The following is a 16,758-nucleotide window of genomic DNA, read 5'->3' on the forward strand; positions in this document are numbered from 1 at the left end:
TCTGCGCCAGACAGCAGCAGGAGACGGCCATGGCAGACAGCGTGAAGGATCGGGTCATTGCGATCATTGCCGAACAGGCGGTGCTGGACGTGGCCGATGTGAAACTGACCTCCACGCTGGATGATCTGGGCATCGACAGCCTGGGGCTGGTGGAATCGATCTTTGCGATTGAAGAGGCGTTCGACATCACGGTGCCGTTCAACGCCAATGAACCGGGCGAAAGCAACTTCGACATATCCTCGGTCGCGGCCATCGTTGCGGCGGTCGAGGGGCTGGTGGCAGCGCGCGCGGCATGAAGCGCGTCGTCATTACCGGGGCGGGCACGATCAACGCTTTGGCGCATGATGTGCCGGGCACGCTGGCGGCGTTCCGCGAGGGGCGCTGCGGCATCACCGATCTGGTGATCCGCGACAAGGAACGCCTCTCGATCCAGATCGGCGGTCAGGTGCATGACTGGGATCCCGAGGCGCATTTCAACCGCCAGCAGATTGTTCTTTATGACAAATTCACCCAGTTCACCCTGCTTGCGGCGCGTGAGGCCGTGGCGCAGTCAGGCCTGAATTTCGACGGCATGCTGGGATACGATTCCGGCGTGGTGCTGGGCACGGCGGGCGGCGGCGTGAACACCTGGGATGACAACTACCGCGCGGTCTACGAAGAGGGCAAGAACCGCGTGCATCCCTTTGTGGTGCCGAAACTGATGAACAACGCGGCGGCAAGCCATCTGTCGATGGAGTTCAACCTGAAAGGCCCGTCATTCACCGTGGCCACGGCCTGCGCCAGTTCCAACCATGCGATGGGACAGGCGTTCCATATGGTGCGGTCGGGCATGACGCGGGCGATGCTGACCGGCGGATCGGAATCGATGCTGTGCTTTGGCGGGATCAAGGCGTGGGAGGGGTTGCGCGTGATGTCGAAAGACGCCTGCCGCCCGTTCAGCCTGAACCGCAACGGCATGGTGCAGGGCGAGGGTGCGGCGGTGTTCGTGTTCGAGGAATATGAACATGCCAAAGCCCGCGGTGCCGTGATGCTGGCCGAGGTGGTGGGTTTCGCCATGACCTCGGATGCGTCCGACATCGTGATGCCGTCGAAACAGGGGGCGGCGCGGGCCATCGCTGGGGCCCTGCGTGACGGGCGGCTGAACGCCGAGGATGTGGGTTACATCAATGCCCATGGCACCGGCACGGCGGCCAATGACAAGACCGAATGCGCCGCCGTGGCCGATGTGTTCGGCCATCACGCCGACCGGCTGATGATATCCTCGACCAAAAGCATGCACGGCCATCTGATCGGCGGCACCGGCGCGGTGGAGCTTCTGGCCTGCATCATGGCGCTGCGCGACGGGGTGATCGCCCCCACCATCGGCTATGAGGAACCCGACCCCGAATGCGCGCTGGATGTGGTGCCGAATGTGGCGCGCGACGCAAAGGTGGATGTGGTGTTGTCAAATGCCTTTGCCTTTGGCGGGCTGAACGCGGTGCTGGCGCTGCGCAAGGCAGCCTGATGCTTTCAGCCCGGCGGCACTACTGCGCGTTTTGCGGCAATCCGTCGGCAATGGCATAATAATCGCCCTTGTCGGCAACAAAGATGTGGATGTGCAAATGCGTTTGCGTGGGGCCGTCGAACGCGCCCATCGCCACGCCGATCCAGTCGCGGTGCGGCGGGTCAAAGAACAGCGACGATCCGCAGACCCCGCAAAACCCGCGCCGCACCTTCTCGGATGACGCGAACCAGCGCAGGTGTTCGCCGCCATGCAGCGTCAGACGGTTTTTCTTCACCTCGGTCGAGGCAAAGAAATGCCCCGAATGCTTGCGGCATTTCGTGCAATGGCAGGCGTCGGGGGGTGGCAGATCGCCTGCCACGTCAAACCGCACCGCGCCGCACAGACAAGACCCGTGGTGCATCATCCACCCCCTGCCATTTCGCCTTGCCGGGGCCGCCCGGCAAGGCTTTGGCCTGCCTCAGTTCCCGGTGGTGGCGTTCACCGCGTCAAACCCGGCGGTAAAGCCGATCAGCGACACGTCCAGCAGCACTTTCTCATCCGGGGCGACCATGGGCACGATGGTGATCGTGGCCTTGTTGCCGCGCTTGAAACCGTCCACCTCGGCCTGGGTAAAGCCCACGCGCGCCACGCAGCCCAACTGGCTGCACCAGGTAAAGGGGTAAACCTTCGCGGTCGCCGAATCCACCTGCAGCGCCAGATTGGCGGTCAGCAGCGTTTCCAGCGGCGCGATGATCGTGGCACCGGCCACGGCCTGGCCACCGGCAGGCAGGCCGAACATGCTGATCTCGGCCACGGCATTGCCCTGCGCGTCTGTCAGCAGCTGGTAAAGCTGGCAAGGGTCTGACCCGTCTTCGGTGCGGATGCAGCGCTGCTGCCAGTCGCCATGCTCCGCCGCGATATAGGTGGAGCCGGGGCCGTCGTCGGCCTCTTGCCCCATCGACAGGTCGTCGATCGGGTTGACCGGCGCGGCACCTTCGGCGGGGGGTTCGGTCGCGGGGGCCTCGGTTGCGGGAGCGGTCGTTTCCTGCGCGGAAGCGGTGGCGCCCAGGCCGATCAACAGGGTTACGGCAAAAAGTTTGGTCACGTCGGTCATCAGCATTCCTGCATCGTCCTTGAATGATTTTGGGGCCGTTTAACATGGGCAGGCCGGGAAGTCAGGCCTGAATTGCGCCCGCCACGGGCCCCGCCCGGCAAGAACTCGCTGACTGCGCGGCCGGCCGCGCGGCAAAGCGAAAAGGGCCGGTAAACCGACCCTTTTCAACCTGTTTTTTGCTCCCTGTCGGACTGGCCGACTTCATGAAAGGGGACGCTAAGGTCTTATCACGCGGGCGTCAACAGCGAATCGCATCACATTGTTGAGCGGTGGGCCAATAAAAAAACCGCGCCTTTTCAAGGGCGCGGCCAGTCTGACAGGGAGGAAGCACCACCACGGGGAAAGAACAGCGCCCCTTGGCAAGAACCACTCTGGCGAAAAAGCATTAACATTGTATTTTGGCACCGGATCAGGGCAGGGGGTGCAGGCGTGAATGAACTGGCAGCGGGGCAGGACAGGGTGTTTGTGGGCGGCGGTGGCGAGGGTTACGGCCAGCCGCAGCACCTGCTGCTGAAATACGGCAACCGCCACGGGCTGATCGCCGGGGCCACCGGCACGGGCAAGACCGTCACGCTGCAAATCCTGGCCGAAGGGTTTTCGGCTGCGGGCGTTCCGGTGTTCCTGTCGGATGTGAAGGGCGATCTGGCGGGGCTGGCGGCCTCGGGCTCACCCGAGGGCAAGCTGCACCAGGCCTTTGTGACCCGCAGCCAGACCATCGGGCTTGATCTGAAATATGCGGCCTTTCCGGTGACGTTCTGGGATCTCTATGGCCAGCAGGGCCACCCCGTGCGGGCAACAGTGGCCGAGATGGGGCCGCTCTTGCTGTCGCGCCTACTGGAACTGACCGAGGCGCAGGAAGGTGTGCTGAACGTGGCCTTCCGGCTGGCGGATGAAGAGGAGCTGCCGCTGCTGGATCTGAAAGACCTGCAAGCGATGCTGGTCTTCATTGCCGAAAATGCCCCGGCGATCTCCGCGCGTTACGGGCTGGTGGCGCAGGCCTCGGTCGGGGCGATCCAACGCAGGCTGCTGGTGCTGGAAAATCAGGGCGCCGCGCAGTTGTTCGGTGAGCCCGCACTGGAACTGGCGGACATGATGAGCCTTGCGCCCGACGGGCGGGGCCGCATCAACATTCTGGCGGCGGACAAGCTGATGCAGTCGCCCCGGCTTTACGCCACGTTCCTGCTCTGGCTGCTGTCGGAACTGTTCGAAACCCTGCCCGAGGTGGGCGACCCCGACAAACCCCGCTTCGTGTTCTTTTTCGACGAGGCGCATCTGCTGTTTGATGACGCGCCACGCGCGCTGGTCGCGCAGGTGGAACAGGTTGCGCGGCTGATCCGGTCGAAGGGCGTGGGGATATACTTCATCACCCAGCAGCCCGCCGATGTGCCCGACGACATTCTGGCGCAACTGGGCAACCGGGTGCAGCACGCGCTGCGGGCGTTCACGGCCAAGGATCAAAAGGATCTGGCGAAGGCCGCCCAAACCTACCGCGACAACCCGCGCTTTTCCACCGAACTGGCGATCCGTGAGGTGGGCACGGGCGAGGCGGTGACATCCTTCCTTGAAAACAAGGGCATACCGGGCGTTGTTGAACGCACTCTGGTGCGGCCCCCGTCCTCGCATCTGGGGGTGATCGCGCCCGATTTGCGCGCCCAGATCATCGCCGCCTCGCCCTTCCACGGCAAGTATGACACCACGCTGGACCGTGACAGCGCGTTCGAGCGGCTGCAACGGCGCACCGAAGCCGCCGCGCGGGACGCGGCGCGCGAAGACGCTGAAAGCGAACGGGCACCGCAGGCCGACGCGCCGCAAGACCGCGAGTTCAACAGCGGGCGGCGCTATGACGGCGGCACCACCCGCCGCACCCCGGCCCCGAAACCCGCGCCCAAACGCAGCAGCCGCAGCGATTCAGTCGGCGAGGCCTTTGCCAAATCCTTCGCCCGGCAATTGGGCACGCGGTCGGGTCAGGCGGTGGTGCGCGGCGTGCTGGGCACGCTTTTCGGCAAGAGGCGCTGAGCCGACGCTCTGCGCGTCTTGCTCTCTTTCCAGACAAAAGTATCCCACGGGGGTGCGGGGGTGTGAAACCCCCGCCTACAACGCCCGCAGCTTCAGCTTCATCAGCCGGTTTTCCTTGCGGCTGACCACCTCGAACCGGAAGCCGTGAAAGCTGAAGGCCTGGCCTTCCGACGGTATCATCTGCGCCTCGTGGATCACCAGACCGGCAACGGTATTGGCCTCGTCATCGGGCAATTGCCAGTCCATCATGCGGTTCAGGTCGCGGATGGTCATCGCGCCCTCCACCAGATAATCGCCGTTCTCGGCGCGTTTCAGGGTCACGTCCTGCGCGATATCGAATTCGTCGGAAATCTCGCCCACGATCTCCTCGATGATGTCCTCCAGCGTGATAAGCCCGCGCAGCGCGCCGTATTCATCCACCACCAGCGCGAAATGCGTGCGCCGTTTCAGGAACTGGCGCATCTGTTCGTCCAGCGGGGTGGTTTCGGGCACGAAATAGGGCTTCATCGCCACTTTCAAGATATCCAGCCCCTCCACCGTGCCGCCCGGTTCGCGCATCAGGCGGTTCACCTCGCGCAGCAGATCCTTGGCGTGGATCACGCCCACGACATTCTCATGTTCGCCCCGGAACAGCGGAATGCGCGTGTGCGGCGAGGCCAGCGCCTGGCTGATGATGACATCGGGGCTGTGTTCGGCGTTGATCATTTCTATCTGGCTGCGGTGGCGCATGATTTCCTCGACCGTGCGGTGCGACAGATCCAGCGCGCCCAGCAGGCGGTCGCGGTCCTCCTTTTCGACCGCACCTTCGGAATGGCCCAAAGCGATGGCGCCCATGATCTCTTCGCGCAGGGCAAGGATGTGGCTGTCAGGGTCGGTGCGCACGCCGAACAGATACAGCAGGCCGCGCACCAGTTGCCGCACAACGCTGACGATGGGCGAAAACACCAGGATCAGCACGCGGATCACCGGCGACACGCGCACGGCGACCAGTTCGGGGTTGGTGATGGCAAAGGTTTTCGGCAGCACCTCGCCAAATATCAGCACCAGCGCCGTCATCCCCAGTGTGGCCAGCGCCACGCCGCTGTCGCCGAAGGCGCGGGTCAGCAGCGCCGTGGCAAGGGATGCCGACAGGATGTTGACCACGTTGTTGCCCAAAAGCAGCGCGCCGATCATCCGCTCGTTGTCTTCGGTGACTTTCATCGCGGCCTTGGCGCCGCTGCTGCCCTTGTCGGCCTGCGTCTTGAGTTTTGCACGTGACGCGGCGGTCAGCGCGGTTTCCGACCCGGAAAAGAAGGCCGACATGACCAGCAGGCACAGGATGGCAGCGGCGGTCAGCCAGAATGCGGCGTCGAAGGGCGAGGGCGAGGCGTCCATGGGGGCAATCCGGTGTTGGGGATGTATCTGGTCCCGTATGCGGCATGCGAGGGCAGGGCGCAAGCATGTGGGGCGGTCTGGCGGGGCCTGCCGCAACGGCGGGCAAGCGGTGGGGTGGCGCTTTGCCCGTCTAGCGCCCGGTCAGCCAGTTGCCCAGCCGCCCCAGCCGCGAGGGCAGGCCGCGCCTTGCTGCCTCGCGCCGGTCGGCGGCGTTCAGCAGGGCATACATGCCGGTCACGCCCAGCCAGCGCAAAGGTTCAGGCTCCCACCGGCGGACGCGGTGGTTGACCCAGGGCAGGGCGGTGAGCCCCGTTTCGCGGCGCAGCGCCAGATCGGCCAGCGTGCGGCCCGCCAGATTGGTGGTGGAAACCCCCACCCCCACATAGCCCCCGGCCCAGCCCAGCCCGGTGGCCGGATCAAAGCCCACCGTCGCGCACCAGTCGCGCGGCACGGCCAGCACGCCGCACCAGGCATGCGCCAGCCCCACATCGCGCGCGGCAGGGAAATGGCGGTGCAGCACAGCGGTCAGCCGGGCAATCGTCACGGCATCGGCCTGCCCCCTGTCGTCGATCTGCGATCCCATGCGATAGGGCACGCCGCGCCCGCCCACCGCGATGCGGCCCTCGCGCGTGCGCTGACAATAGCAATAGGCATTGGCGAAATCGCCCAGTATTTCATGGCCTTGCCAGCCTATCCTGGCCCATGTCTCGGCCGGCAACGGTTCGGTCACGATCTGGGCCGAGTTCAGCGGCAGCCAGTCACGCTCTGCCCCCGGCAGGCGGGCGGTAAAGCCCTCGGTCGCGCGCAGCACCACACCGGCGGTCACAATGCCCCGGTCAGTGGTCACGCGGCCGGGGGCAATGGCGGTAACGCGGGTGCCCTCGGCAATCGTCACGCCCAGCCGTTCGACTGCGCGCGCCAGCCCCTGCACCAGTTTCGCGGGCTGCACCCGGGCGACATTGCCCACCACCATGCCACCCAGCACACCGGGGATATTCACCCGCACCCGCGCCTCGTCTGCCCCGATGGCCCAGACGCGGCCCTGTTCGCCCCAGCCCTGCCGATGCGCCACCTCGGCCTGCATGCGGGCCAGTTGCGCGGGGTTGGTGGCCACCATCAGCTCATCCGTGCGCAGGATGTCGGCGTCGATGCCCTCGGCCCCGGCCACGCGGATCACCTCATCCACCGTGCCGTTCATGGCCGTGACCATCGCGCGCACCCCGGCCTCTGAACTGCCCGCCAGATAGCGTTCGTGGCTCCAGGCGAAACCGCCGGTCAGCCAGCCGCCATTGCGCCCCGATGCGCCGAAACCGGCAAACTCCTGCTCCACCACCAGCACATTCAGCGCGGGGTCGGCCTGTTTCAGGTAATAGGCCGCCCAAAGCCCGGTATAGCCTGCGCCCACAATGCAGACATCGGCGGTCGTGTCGCCTTCAAGCGGTGGGCGGTGGGGCGGCAGACCACCGATATCGGCATACCAGAAGGATACGTCACCGTTGCGGGCAGGCTGGGGCGGCATCGGCGGTCCTTTGAACGTATGCGTCTGTGACAGGCAGCATGCCGCCGGGCCATCAGGCTGGCAAGGGCGTGCCGGCCACCCGAAGCCGCCGCATGCGGCACGCCCGGCAGAAAACGGGGAAAAGTGCCGCGCCACGGTGGCGGGGCGCAGCCATCTGTTGCCGCGCGTCCTGTTCTGTGGCAAGAGGATTCCGACGGAAACTAGACTGATGAGTTTAGCCATGACAGATTACTCCTCCCGCCGCGTGATGATGGTCGATACCCAGGTGCGCCCGTCGGACGTGACGAAGTTTCCGATCATTGCGGCCATGCTGCATGTGCCGCGCGAGGTTTATGTGCCCGCCGCGAAACGCGAGGCCGCCTACGCCGGGCACAATGTGGAAATCGGCCATGGCCGGGTGATGCTGGAACCGCGCACTTTGGCCAAGCTGCTGGACGCGCTTGATATTCAGCCTGACGAGATGGTGCTGGATCTGGGCTGTGGCCTTGGCTATTCCACCGCCGTCATCGCCCGTCTGGCCGAGGCCGTGGTGGCGGTTGAGGAGGACGAGGGCCTTGCCGCCGAGGCGCAGCGCACGCTGTCGCAGGAAGGCGTCGACAATGCCGCCGTCATCACCGGCCCGCTGGCGGCCGGTGCGGCCAAACACGGCCCCTATGACGTGATCACCCTGCAAGGCGCGGCAGAAACCATCCCCGAGGCGCTGCTGGCGCAGTTGAAAGAGGGCGGGCGCATCGGTTGCCTGTTCATGGAGGGCGCGCTGGGTGTGGTGCGCGTGGGCTACAAGATCGACCGACGGATAAGCTGGCGTTTTGCGTTCAACGCAGCGGCGCCGGTTTTGCCGGGGTTTGCCGCCACGCGCGGCTTTCAATTGTGATCAGGCCCCCGCGGCCCGGTCATTGATGCAACAGGAGACGGCGATGCGTGGTGTAAGGATGTTTGCGGCTGCGGCTGCTTCGGTGCTGGCGCTGGCCAGTGCCCCGGCCGTCAGTGCCGAAACGCTGGCCGATGCGCTGATTGCAGCCTACAAGAACAGCAACCTTCTGGAACAGAACCGTGCCCTGCTGCGCGCCACGGACGAGGATGTTGCCGTGGCCGTGGCAGCGTTGCGCCCCGTCATCGCCTTTACCGCCGATGCGGAATATGCGGTGGCCAACAGCAACGCCGTTCTGGGTGGGCGGACGCGGTCTGAATCGCTGTCGTCCAGTCTGGGCCTGACCGCGCAGATGACGGTCTATGATTTCGGCCGCAACGCGCTGGCGCTGGAGGCGGCGAAGGAAACCGTTCTGGCCACGCGTGAGGCTTTGGTGGCGCTGGAGCAGGACGTGCTGCTGCTGGCGGTATCGGCCTATGTCGATGTGCGGCTGGCGCAGGATATCGTCGCGCTGCGGCAAAACAACGTGCGCCTGATCGAACAGGAACTGCGCGCGGCGCGTGACAGGTTCGAGGTGGGCGAAGTGACCCGCACCGATGTGGCGATTGCCGAGGCGGCGCTGGCGGCCGCGCGTGCCGGGCTGACCTCGGCGCAGGGCGATCTGACCATCGCGCGCGAAAGCTACAAGGCGGCGACCGGGGCCTATCCGGGGGCGCTGGCCGCCCCGCCCGCAGCCCCCGCGACCGCCCGTTCCTTGGACGAGGCGCGCGCCGTGGCGCTGCGCACCCATCCCGATATCCGGCAGGCGCAGCGCAACGTGACGGTGGCCGAACTGAACGTGGCGCGCGGCAAGGCCGCGATGCGCCCCAGCCTGACCGCCCGCGCCGGTGTGTCGCTGAACGATGACGGCACCGACCGCAGCTCGCTGTCGCTGTCGCTGGGCCAGACGATCTATGCCGGGGGCGAATTGTCGGCGGTTTACAGGCAGGCGCTGGCCAGCCGCGATGCGCAGCGCGCCTCGTTGCAGCAGGCTGGCGTCACGGTGGCACAGGGCGTGGGCAATGCCTGGTCGAATGTCGATGTGGCCCGCGCCAGCATCGCGGCCAATGACGAACAGGTGCGCGCCTCGCAGACCGCCTATGAGGGCGTGCGCGAAGAGGCGACCCTGGGCGCCCGCACCACGCTGGATGTGCTGGATGCCGAGCAGGATCTGCTCGATGCCCGCTTTGCCCGCGCCTCGGCCCAGGCCACGCTGTATGTGGGCACCTATCAGGTGCTGTCGTCGATGGGCCTGCTGACCGTCGATCACCTGAAGCTGGGCATTCCCACCTATGATGCCGCCGCCTATTACAACGCGGTGAAAAATGCGCCGGCCACCTCGTCGCAGGGCAAGAAGCTGGACCGTGTGTTGCAGGCCATCGGCGGCAACTGACACCGTGTCTTGCGGTGGCTTGCCGATGCGCGGGCTAATTCTAGTGTGTCTGCGGGGCAGGGGGCGATAATCTGCCCGCTTTGGCCGCGCCGCGTTCTTGTGTTGCGCGGCGGTTCGGTCTACGCTTGTGGTTGTGCGACAGATCGGGGCTGCAATGTCTGAACCCATGACTTCCGGGGAAATCGAGGATGTTCTGTCCTCCATCCGCCGTCTTGTGTCCGAGGATCTGCGGCCCGCGCCGCGCAGCCCTGCGCCAGCGCCAGCGCCCGAGGCGGGCAAGCTAATGCTGACACCGGCGCTGCGTGTCGTGTCGCCAGAGCCGGAGCCGGTTTCCGCAGCACCCGACCTGTTTGATGCGCCGTTCCGTGCAGCCGCCGCACCGCTGCCCCTTCCCGATGTTTTCCCCGAGCGGGATGCCATGGCCCTAGGCCCCGACCTATCGCTGTTGCTGTCTGCTGCGCAACAGCCGCGGTTTGGTGATTTCGGCTTTGCCGAAGCTATCGAAGAGGCGATTGATTCGGGCGAGGGGTTGCAGGCCCTGCTGGATGATCCGGCCAATGCGCTGGTGGGCGACGCCGCCTTTGCTGCGGATGAGCCGGAAGACGCGCCCGCCGCGCCGGGAATCGAGACGGTGGTGGTGGCTTTGGGCGCTGCCGTCGCCGCCCAGCCCGGTGAATGGGAGCCGGATGGCGGTGATCCGCAGCCCGCCGCGGCTGACTGGCCCGGGGGCGACTGGATGACCCCGCAGGACACGGATTCTGACGGCATGGCGCAGCTGGCAGGGCCGGCGGATCAGAACAGAGTGGCCGATGACGGCAACCAATGGGCCGCCGAGGCGGTCTGGGCGCAGGAAGACGATACGCCCGAAAGCCATATCATCGACATGACCACCCGCCTCCCCGCCGTGCCCGAGGTGTGGGACGAAGAGCAGCAGCGCATCGCCGATCTGGCCGAAGCCGCCGCCGTGGCCGAGATCATGGCCGCAGCGGTTCCCACCCCCGCCCGCGCCCTTCCGGATGATGAAGACGATTCCGCGCTGTTCGACGAAGAGGTGCTGCGCGATCTGGTGCGCGACATCATCCGCGAGGAATTGCAGGGCACGCTGGGCGAACGCATCACCCGCAACGTGCGCAAACTGGTGCGGGCCGAGATCAGCCGCGCGCTGGCCAGCCGCGATTTCGACTGAGGCTTGAACACACCCGCGCATCTGATCTTTGGCCTGGCCGCCTTTGGCAGGCCGGATCGGCGCGATGTGACGGCGGCCGCACTGGCGGGCGCGCTGGCTCCGGATGTCTCGCTGTATCTGCTGGCGGGCTGGTCGCTGCTGGTGATGGATATTCCGCCGCAGGTGGTGTTCGGCCAGCTTTATTTTTCACCGCTGTGGCAGGGCATCTTTGCCGTCGACAATTCCTTGCCGCTGTGGGGGGTGCTGCTGGCCGCAGGGCTGGTGCTGCGCGCGCCGGTGCTGGTGGCCTTTGCGGGCGCGGGGCTGCTGCATCTGGCGTTCGATGTCGTCCTGCACAACGAGGATGCCCGCCGCCAGTTCTGGCCGCTGACCGACTGGGTGTTCCGCAGCCCGTTCAGCTATTGGGATACCGCGCGCCATGGTGCCATCATCGGCCCGCTGGAAGTGGCGGTGTCGCTGGCGCTGTGCGGGGTGCTGTGGCGGCGCTATCGCGGCTGGGTGATGCGCGGCATCATCGCCGCGCTGGCCGTGGCCGAATGTGCGCCGGGGCTGGTGTTCTTCCTGATGTTCCGCGGCTGACAGGCAAACGAAAAACGCGCCCCGGGGGGCGCGTTGCCATCCGCCACGCCGGTCTTGGATCAGGCCGCTTCGGCCTGATCCAGTTCCAGCGCGTGCCGGCGTTCGCTTTCCTCGCGCGACAGCGCAACGGAGGTGCGGATGCCCTTGGACACGAATTCCATCAGGCCCTTCACGACACGCTCGTTCGGGTCGATCCCGGCGCAGGACAACACTTCGCGGCCATCGCGCGAGCGGGCCCAGCGGGCGATCTGTTCCGGGCCATTCCCGTATTTCTTGTCATCCGCAATGGCATCGTCCAGCGCGGCAAGAACCACGGCTGCGAAAAGTTTGCGGGCGCGCTGCCCCTGTTCAAAGTTGAAGGCAGTGCTGTCGATAAAATCGGCCATCTTGGGGCGTCCTGTTCTTGCTCTTGTCTTTTCCGGCGTCGGAGGAATATGGCGGATTTGCCACGATTCGGTGTATCTGGTTTGGAATGACGGCCATGCATTTAGCACATGGCTGCCGCTGAGTCCCACAGTATCTAGTCGGGTTGCCACCCGTTCTTGGTCCATATATAGGGGCGAGGAAATTCCCTTCAACCTTATGTCAAGGTTTTGCCATCATGCCCAAGATCAACGGTAACGAAATCAAGCCGGGCTTCATCCTGGAACATGACGGCGGGCTCTGGGCCGCCGTGAAGGTGAACCATGTGAAACCGGGCAAGGGCGGGGCTTTTGCGCAGGTCGAATTGAAGAACCTGCGCGACGGGCGCAAGCTGAACGAACGTTTCCGGTCGGAAGACAAGGTGGAGCGGACCGAGCTGGAAAACAAGGATCAGCAGTTTCTGTATGAAACCGATGGCCGCCTGGTGTTCATGGACAATGAAACCTATGAACAGACCGAGATTGACGCCGAATTGCTGGGTGACCGCCGCCCGTTCCTGCAAGACGGCATGACCGCCACGGTGCAGTATTTCGGCGAAGAGGCGCTGAACGTGTCGATCCCGCAAAAGGTGAAATGCCGCGTGGTGGAAACCGAGCCGGTGCAAAAGGGCCAGACCGCCGCCAACAGCTTCAAGCCCGCGATACTGGACAATGGCGTGCGGATCATGATCCCGCCGTTCATCGGGCCGGATGAGGATATCATCGTGCATACGGAACTGATGGAATATTCTGAACGCGCGTAACGCACGATTTTTCTACGAAAAATCAGAAACTTCGCAGAAGTTTCGTCCTGGGCTCAGGTCGCCGTCACGATGGCCTCGCCCGCCCGCATCACGCCCTCGGCCCGGTCGAACCTGAGCCAGGCCAGACCATGCCCGCCAGACTGGGTGTAAAGCGTGCCCGCCTCCTTCTCGCCCGCCATCACCGGCGTGCCCAAGGGGGCGGCACCCTCCACCCGCACCCGGGCCAGACCCTTGCGCAACTCGGTCTTGTGCTTCATGCGGGCCGTCACCTCTTGCCCCACATAGCAGCCCTTGCGGAAATCGACGCCATGCAGGCGCTCGAACCCCATTTCAAGGATATAGCTGTCATTCGCGATCAACTCGATCCCGCTTTCGGGGATGGCATGGGTGACACGGATCGCATCCCAATCCACCACCGCAGGCCCGCCCGCAGCACCGTAAGCCCGCCAGCCCAGCGCCGGGTGGCGCGGGTCGGCAAAGGCGCCTTCGGGCGCATCGCCCAGCCCGCGTGTGACGCTGAGCGGGCTTTCGCCGATCTGCACATCGGCGCGCAGTTTATACATCATCAGACGGCGCAATGTGGCATCGGCCAGCGCGCCGGGCAGATCCAGCAGCAAGGCATCGCCGGTATGCACCACGAAGAAATCGGCCAGATACTTGCCCTGCGGTGTCAGCAAGGCCGTCCAGACCAGCCCTGGCGCGGCCAGCCGCAGCACGTCATTGGTCACAAGGCCCTGCAGAAAGGGCAGGGCATCGGCCCCGGTCAGCGCCACAAGCCTGCGGTCGGTTGCTGTTTCGCCTGTCATCGGAATGTCTCGCCTTCTTGAAGGGGCCATGGCCCCCCTGCAACATAGGCGGGCGGGCCGTGGCGCAAAAGGTCAGTCCTTGAATTGCAGCCGGTAAAGCTCGGCATAAAGCCCGCCGCGCGCCAGCAATTCGTCATGCGTGCCCTGATCCACGGCGCGGCCCTTGTCCATCACCACGATACTGTCAGCCTCGCGCACCGTGGCCAGCCTGTGCGCGATGACCAGCGTGGTGCGGCCCTCGCCCAGCCGGTCCAGCGCCTGCGCCACCAGCGCCTCGGATTGCGCATCCAGCGCCGAGGTCGCCTCGTCCAAGAGCAGCACCGGCGCATTGCCGATCAGCGCGCGGGCGATGGCCACCCGCTGCCGCTGCCCGCCCGACAGGCCCGACCCGCGCGGCCCGGCGGGCGTATCCACCCCCTGCGGCAGGCCAGCCAGAAAGTCGCTGACATGGGCCGCGTCCAGCGCCGCCTGCAAACGGTCATCGGGCACGGCGCGGCCCAGCGTCACATTCTCGCGGATCGTCTCGTCAAACAGCGCGGCATCCTGCGACACGACGGCGAAACAGCCGCGCAATGCCGCCAGATCCATCGCCGCAACATCCTGCCCGGCCAGCGTGATCGCGCCCGAGGCCGGTTCCGCCAGTCCGGTCAGCAGGTGAAACACCGTGCTTTTGCCCGCGCCCGAGGCACCCACCAGCGCTGTCATCCGCCCCGCCCGGGCGGTAAAGTTCAGCCCCTGCAACACCGGCTGGTCGCCATAGGCGAAATGCACGTCGCGCAGCGTGATTTCGGGCGCGGTGGCGGGCGGTGCTGCGGTCGCCACGCCGCGTATGACAGCGGGCGCCATGTCGAACACGCGGTAGATGCGTTCAAGGCTGGCCGCCGCCACTTGCCAGAAGCCCGCCAGATCGCCCAAGCGGCGCAGGGGCTGGAAGGTCAGCGCCATGGACGTGAAAAACGCCATGAACTCGCCCGTCGTGCGTTCGCCGCTGGCAATCTCGCGCCCGCCCAGCAGCAGCACGGTGAAAAACCCGATGCCGGTGATGATGTCGATCAGCGCGGGCATGGTGGCGCGGCCCATCATGGTTCGGGTTTCGGCGCGCACGATCAGCCCCACGATGCGGCGGAAACGGTCGGTCTGGTAATCCTCCATCCGGTTCAGCTTGATCGCCTGAATGCCGTGGAAAATCTCGTCCAGCCGTGTGGCGCGCAGGCCCGCCTGAATGCGCATCTGGTCGGTCTTGCGCCGGATATAGCGTTGCACCACCAGCGCGGGCAGGATCAGCAGCGGCGCACCGATCAGGGCGGCAAGGCACCACACGGGGTCGATCGACAGCGCCACCGCAAACAGCGCCAGCAGCGAAATGGCATCGCGCCCCACGCCGGTTATCAGGGTGGACCACACGCCCTGCACCGCAATCGTATCGCCCTGCACCCGTTCCATCAGCGCGCCGGGCGGGTTTTGCTGAAAGAATGCCTGATCCAGCGTCAGGATATGGCGCAAGAGATCGGTCTGCATGGTGGTGGAGCTTTTCTGCGCAATCGCCGTCAGCAAGGACTTCGACGCAACCGAAGTTATGGCGCGGATCAGGAACAGCCCCAAGATGCCAAAGCCCACCCAGATCAGCCAGCCTTCGCCGCCGGGCGCGAACACCCGGTCAAACAGCGGCTGGATCAGATAGCTGAGCGCGCCCAATGTGCTGCCCTCGATCACCATCAGGCCAAAGGCCAGCGCCATCAGGCCGGTATAGCCGTGCAGATAGCCCTGCCACATCCGCCCAAGCAGGCGGCGCGAGGCATAGCGCGGGTCTTTGCCGGTGGCAGCGTTCAGTGAGGCGGACATGGCCGAGGGGGTGGGGGGCAAGGGCGGGGCCTTGTGTCAGGTGCGTTGCCTGCGGGTCTATCCCGAAACCGGCGGCAAGGGCAAGGCGCGGTGCTGCGCGGTTCCTTGACCTTGCCGGGGGCGGGGCGTAGCCAAGACAGGCCATTCAGCGGAGAAGATGATGAGCCTTGCCCACGGCCGCCCCTACCTTGCCATTCCCGGCCCCTCGACCATGCCTGACCGGGTGCTGGCGGCCATGCACCGCGCGGCACCCAACATCTATGAGGGCGAGCTGCATGCCATGGTGGCCTCGATCTGGACCGACCTGAAGGCGGTGGCGCGCACGGCGCAGCATGTGGCGCTGTATATCGGCAACGGCCATGCGGCGTGGGAGGCGGCAAATGCCAATCTGTTCAGCCGTGGCGATGCCGCGCTGGTGCTGGCCACCGGCAATTTCGGCATCGGCTGGGCCAATTCGGCGCGCGCCGTGGGGGTTGATGTGACGGTGCTGGATTTCGGCAAATCGTCGCCCGTCGATCTGGGGCAGCTGGAACAGGCGCTGCGGGCGGATGCAGCGCACCGGCTCAAGGCGGTGCTGTTGACCCATGTGGATACCGCCAGTTCCATCCGCAACGATGTGGCCGCGGTGCGCGCGGTGCTGGATGCGGTGGGCCACCCGGCGCTGCTCGCGGTGGATTGCATCGCGTCGCTGGGCTGTGATGAATACCGCATGGATGCCTGGGGCGTCGATGTGACGGTGGCCGCCAGCCAGAAGGGGCTGATGGTGCCGCCCGGTCTGGGCTTTGTGTGGTATTCCGACAAGGCGCTGGAACGCTGCAAAGGGTCAAATCTGCGCACCCCCTATTGGGATTGGACGCCCCGCGCCTTCGGCACTGAATTCTGGCAGTATTTCTGTGGCACCGCGCCCACGCATCACCTGTTCGGCCTGCGCGAGTCGCTGAACATGATCGCCGAGGAAGGGCTGGAAAACGTCTGGGCCCGGCATGAGGTGCTGGCGGGTGCGGTCTGGGCCGCGTTTGACGCGTGGGCCATGGGCAATCCGGCCATCGGGCTGAACGTGGCCGATCCGGCTTTTCGGGGCCGGTCGGTGACGGCGGCGCGCTTTGGTGCCCCGCATGCCACGCGCCTGCGGCAATGGACGGAACACAAGGCGGGCGTCACGCTGGGCATCGGTCTGGGCATGGCGGCAAGTGACGATCCGGCCTATCACGGCTTTCTGCGGGTGGCGCATATGGGCCATGTGAACGCCCATATGACGCTGGGCGCGCTGGCGGTGATGGAGGCGGGTCTGGTGGCGCTGGACATTCCGCATGGGCCGGGCGCCTTGGCGGCGGCGGCGCGGGTGGTGGGGCAGGGCGCGCGTTAAGCCGC

At 65.8% G+C, this 16,758-nt stretch carries 16 protein-coding genes; 9 read left to right on the forward strand and 7 right to left on the reverse strand.

The genetic code is table 11. The features are described from left to right. Positions 1–29: 29 nt before the first annotated feature. Positions 30–296, forward strand: coding sequence for an acyl carrier protein (locus GEU84_RS01925; protein WP_152823802.1), 267 nt, complete (start codon positions 30–32; stop codon positions 294–296). Then, positions 293–1,504 (forward strand): beta-ketoacyl-[acyl-carrier-protein] synthase family protein, encoded by a 1,212-nt coding sequence (locus GEU84_RS01930; RefSeq protein ID WP_152823803.1) that lies wholly within the window; start codon positions 293–295, stop codon positions 1,502–1,504. The genes GEU84_RS01925 and GEU84_RS01930 overlap by 4 nt, the downstream gene beginning before the upstream one ends. Positions 1,505–1,523: 19 nt before the next feature. Here the strand turns inward: GEU84_RS01930 and GEU84_RS01935 are convergent, their stop codons facing one another. Then, on the reverse strand, positions 1,524–1,904 hold the full coding sequence (locus tag GEU84_RS01935) for a GFA family protein (protein WP_152823804.1): 381 nt from the start codon (positions 1,902–1,904) through the stop codon (positions 1,524–1,526). A gap of 57 nt (positions 1,905–1,961) precedes the next feature. Next, positions 1,962–2,597, reverse strand: a complete 636-nt coding sequence (locus GEU84_RS01940; protein WP_241427544.1) for an invasion associated locus B family protein — start codon at positions 2,595–2,597, stop codon at positions 1,962–1,964. A gap of 438 nt (positions 2,598–3,035) precedes the next feature. On the opposite strand from GEU84_RS01940, the gene GEU84_RS01945 reads away from it, so the two are divergent. After that, positions 3,036–4,613, forward strand: coding sequence for a helicase HerA-like domain-containing protein (locus GEU84_RS01945; RefSeq protein WP_152824086.1), 1,578 nt, complete (start codon positions 3,036–3,038; stop codon positions 4,611–4,613). A 75-nt stretch (positions 4,614–4,688) separates the two neighbouring features. Here GEU84_RS01945 and GEU84_RS01950 read toward each other — a convergent pair whose 3' ends face one another. Together GEU84_RS01950 and GEU84_RS01955 are read right to left on the reverse strand one after the other, a co-directional pair. Further along, the gene (locus GEU84_RS01950; RefSeq protein WP_152823806.1) at positions 4,689–5,987 is read right to left on the reverse strand and encodes an HlyC/CorC family transporter; all 1,299 of its coding nucleotides are present in this window, start codon (positions 5,985–5,987) and stop codon (positions 4,689–4,691) included. Positions 5,988–6,117: 130 nt separating this feature from the next. Then, positions 6,118–7,506 carry an NAD(P)/FAD-dependent oxidoreductase gene (locus GEU84_RS01955; protein WP_152823807.1) on the reverse strand — a complete coding sequence of 463 codons (1,389 nt, stop codon included), beginning with the start codon at positions 7,504–7,506 and terminating at the stop codon, positions 6,118–6,120. Positions 7,507–7,726: 220 nt separating this feature from the next. On the opposite strand from GEU84_RS01955, the gene GEU84_RS01960 reads away from it, so the two are divergent. The 4 genes from GEU84_RS01960 to GEU84_RS01975 all read left to right on the forward strand — a co-directional run bounded on the left by GEU84_RS01960 (position 7,727) and on the right by GEU84_RS01975 (position 11,574). Beyond that, the gene (locus GEU84_RS01960; protein WP_152823808.1) at positions 7,727–8,380 is read left to right on the forward strand and encodes a protein-L-isoaspartate O-methyltransferase family protein; all 654 of its coding nucleotides are present in this window, start codon (positions 7,727–7,729) and stop codon (positions 8,378–8,380) included. Positions 8,381–8,423: 43 nt separating this feature from the next. Beyond that, the gene (locus tag GEU84_RS01965) at positions 8,424–9,809 is read left to right on the forward strand and encodes a TolC family outer membrane protein (protein ID WP_152823809.1); all 1,386 of its coding nucleotides are present in this window, start codon (positions 8,424–8,426) and stop codon (positions 9,807–9,809) included. A 166-nt stretch (positions 9,810–9,975) separates the two neighbouring features. Further along, entirely contained in the window at positions 9,976–10,995 is a 1,020-nt protein-coding gene (locus GEU84_RS01970) for a hypothetical protein (RefSeq protein ID WP_174539227.1), read from the forward strand. Between the two features lie 3 nt (positions 10,996–10,998). Further along, on the forward strand, positions 10,999–11,574 hold the full coding sequence (locus tag GEU84_RS01975; protein ID WP_152823811.1) for a cobalamin biosynthesis protein CobQ: 576 nt from the start codon (positions 10,999–11,001) through the stop codon (positions 11,572–11,574). Positions 11,575–11,633: 59 nt separating this feature from the next. On the opposite strand, the gene GEU84_RS01980 is transcribed toward GEU84_RS01975, so the two are convergent. Then, positions 11,634–11,960 (reverse strand): DUF6280 family protein, encoded by a 327-nt coding sequence (locus GEU84_RS01980; RefSeq protein ID WP_011909033.1) that lies wholly within the window; start codon positions 11,958–11,960, stop codon positions 11,634–11,636. Positions 11,961–12,175: 215 nt separating this feature from the next. Here GEU84_RS01980 and efp point away from each other — a divergent pair, with 215 nt between their 5' ends. Next, entirely contained in the window at positions 12,176–12,739 is a 564-nt protein-coding gene (gene efp, locus GEU84_RS01985) for an elongation factor P (RefSeq protein WP_152823812.1), read from the forward strand. A gap of 53 nt (positions 12,740–12,792) precedes the next feature. Here the strand turns inward: efp and ygfZ are convergent, their stop codons facing one another. Together ygfZ and GEU84_RS01995 are read right to left on the reverse strand one after the other, a co-directional pair. Next, positions 12,793–13,545: a CAF17-like 4Fe-4S cluster assembly/insertion protein YgfZ gene (gene ygfZ, locus GEU84_RS01990; RefSeq protein WP_152823813.1), complete on the reverse strand. Its 753-nt coding sequence runs from the start codon at positions 13,543–13,545 to the stop codon at positions 12,793–12,795. A gap of 72 nt (positions 13,546–13,617) precedes the next feature. After that, complete coding sequence (locus tag GEU84_RS01995; protein WP_152823814.1) at positions 13,618–15,387, reverse strand: ABC transporter ATP-binding protein; 1,770 nt, start codon at positions 15,385–15,387, stop codon at positions 13,618–13,620. A 160-nt stretch (positions 15,388–15,547) separates the two neighbouring features. On the opposite strand from GEU84_RS01995, the gene GEU84_RS02000 reads away from it, so the two are divergent. Beyond that, the gene (locus tag GEU84_RS02000) at positions 15,548–16,753 is read left to right on the forward strand and encodes a pyridoxal-phosphate-dependent aminotransferase family protein (RefSeq protein ID WP_152823815.1); all 1,206 of its coding nucleotides are present in this window, start codon (positions 15,548–15,550) and stop codon (positions 16,751–16,753) included. Positions 16,754–16,758: the final 5 nt, after the last annotated feature.

Origin of the sequence: Fertoeibacter niger, assembly GCF_009380135.2 — a bacterium.
Lineage (GTDB): Bacteria > Pseudomonadota > Alphaproteobacteria > Rhodobacterales > Rhodobacteraceae > Fertoeibacter > Fertoeibacter niger.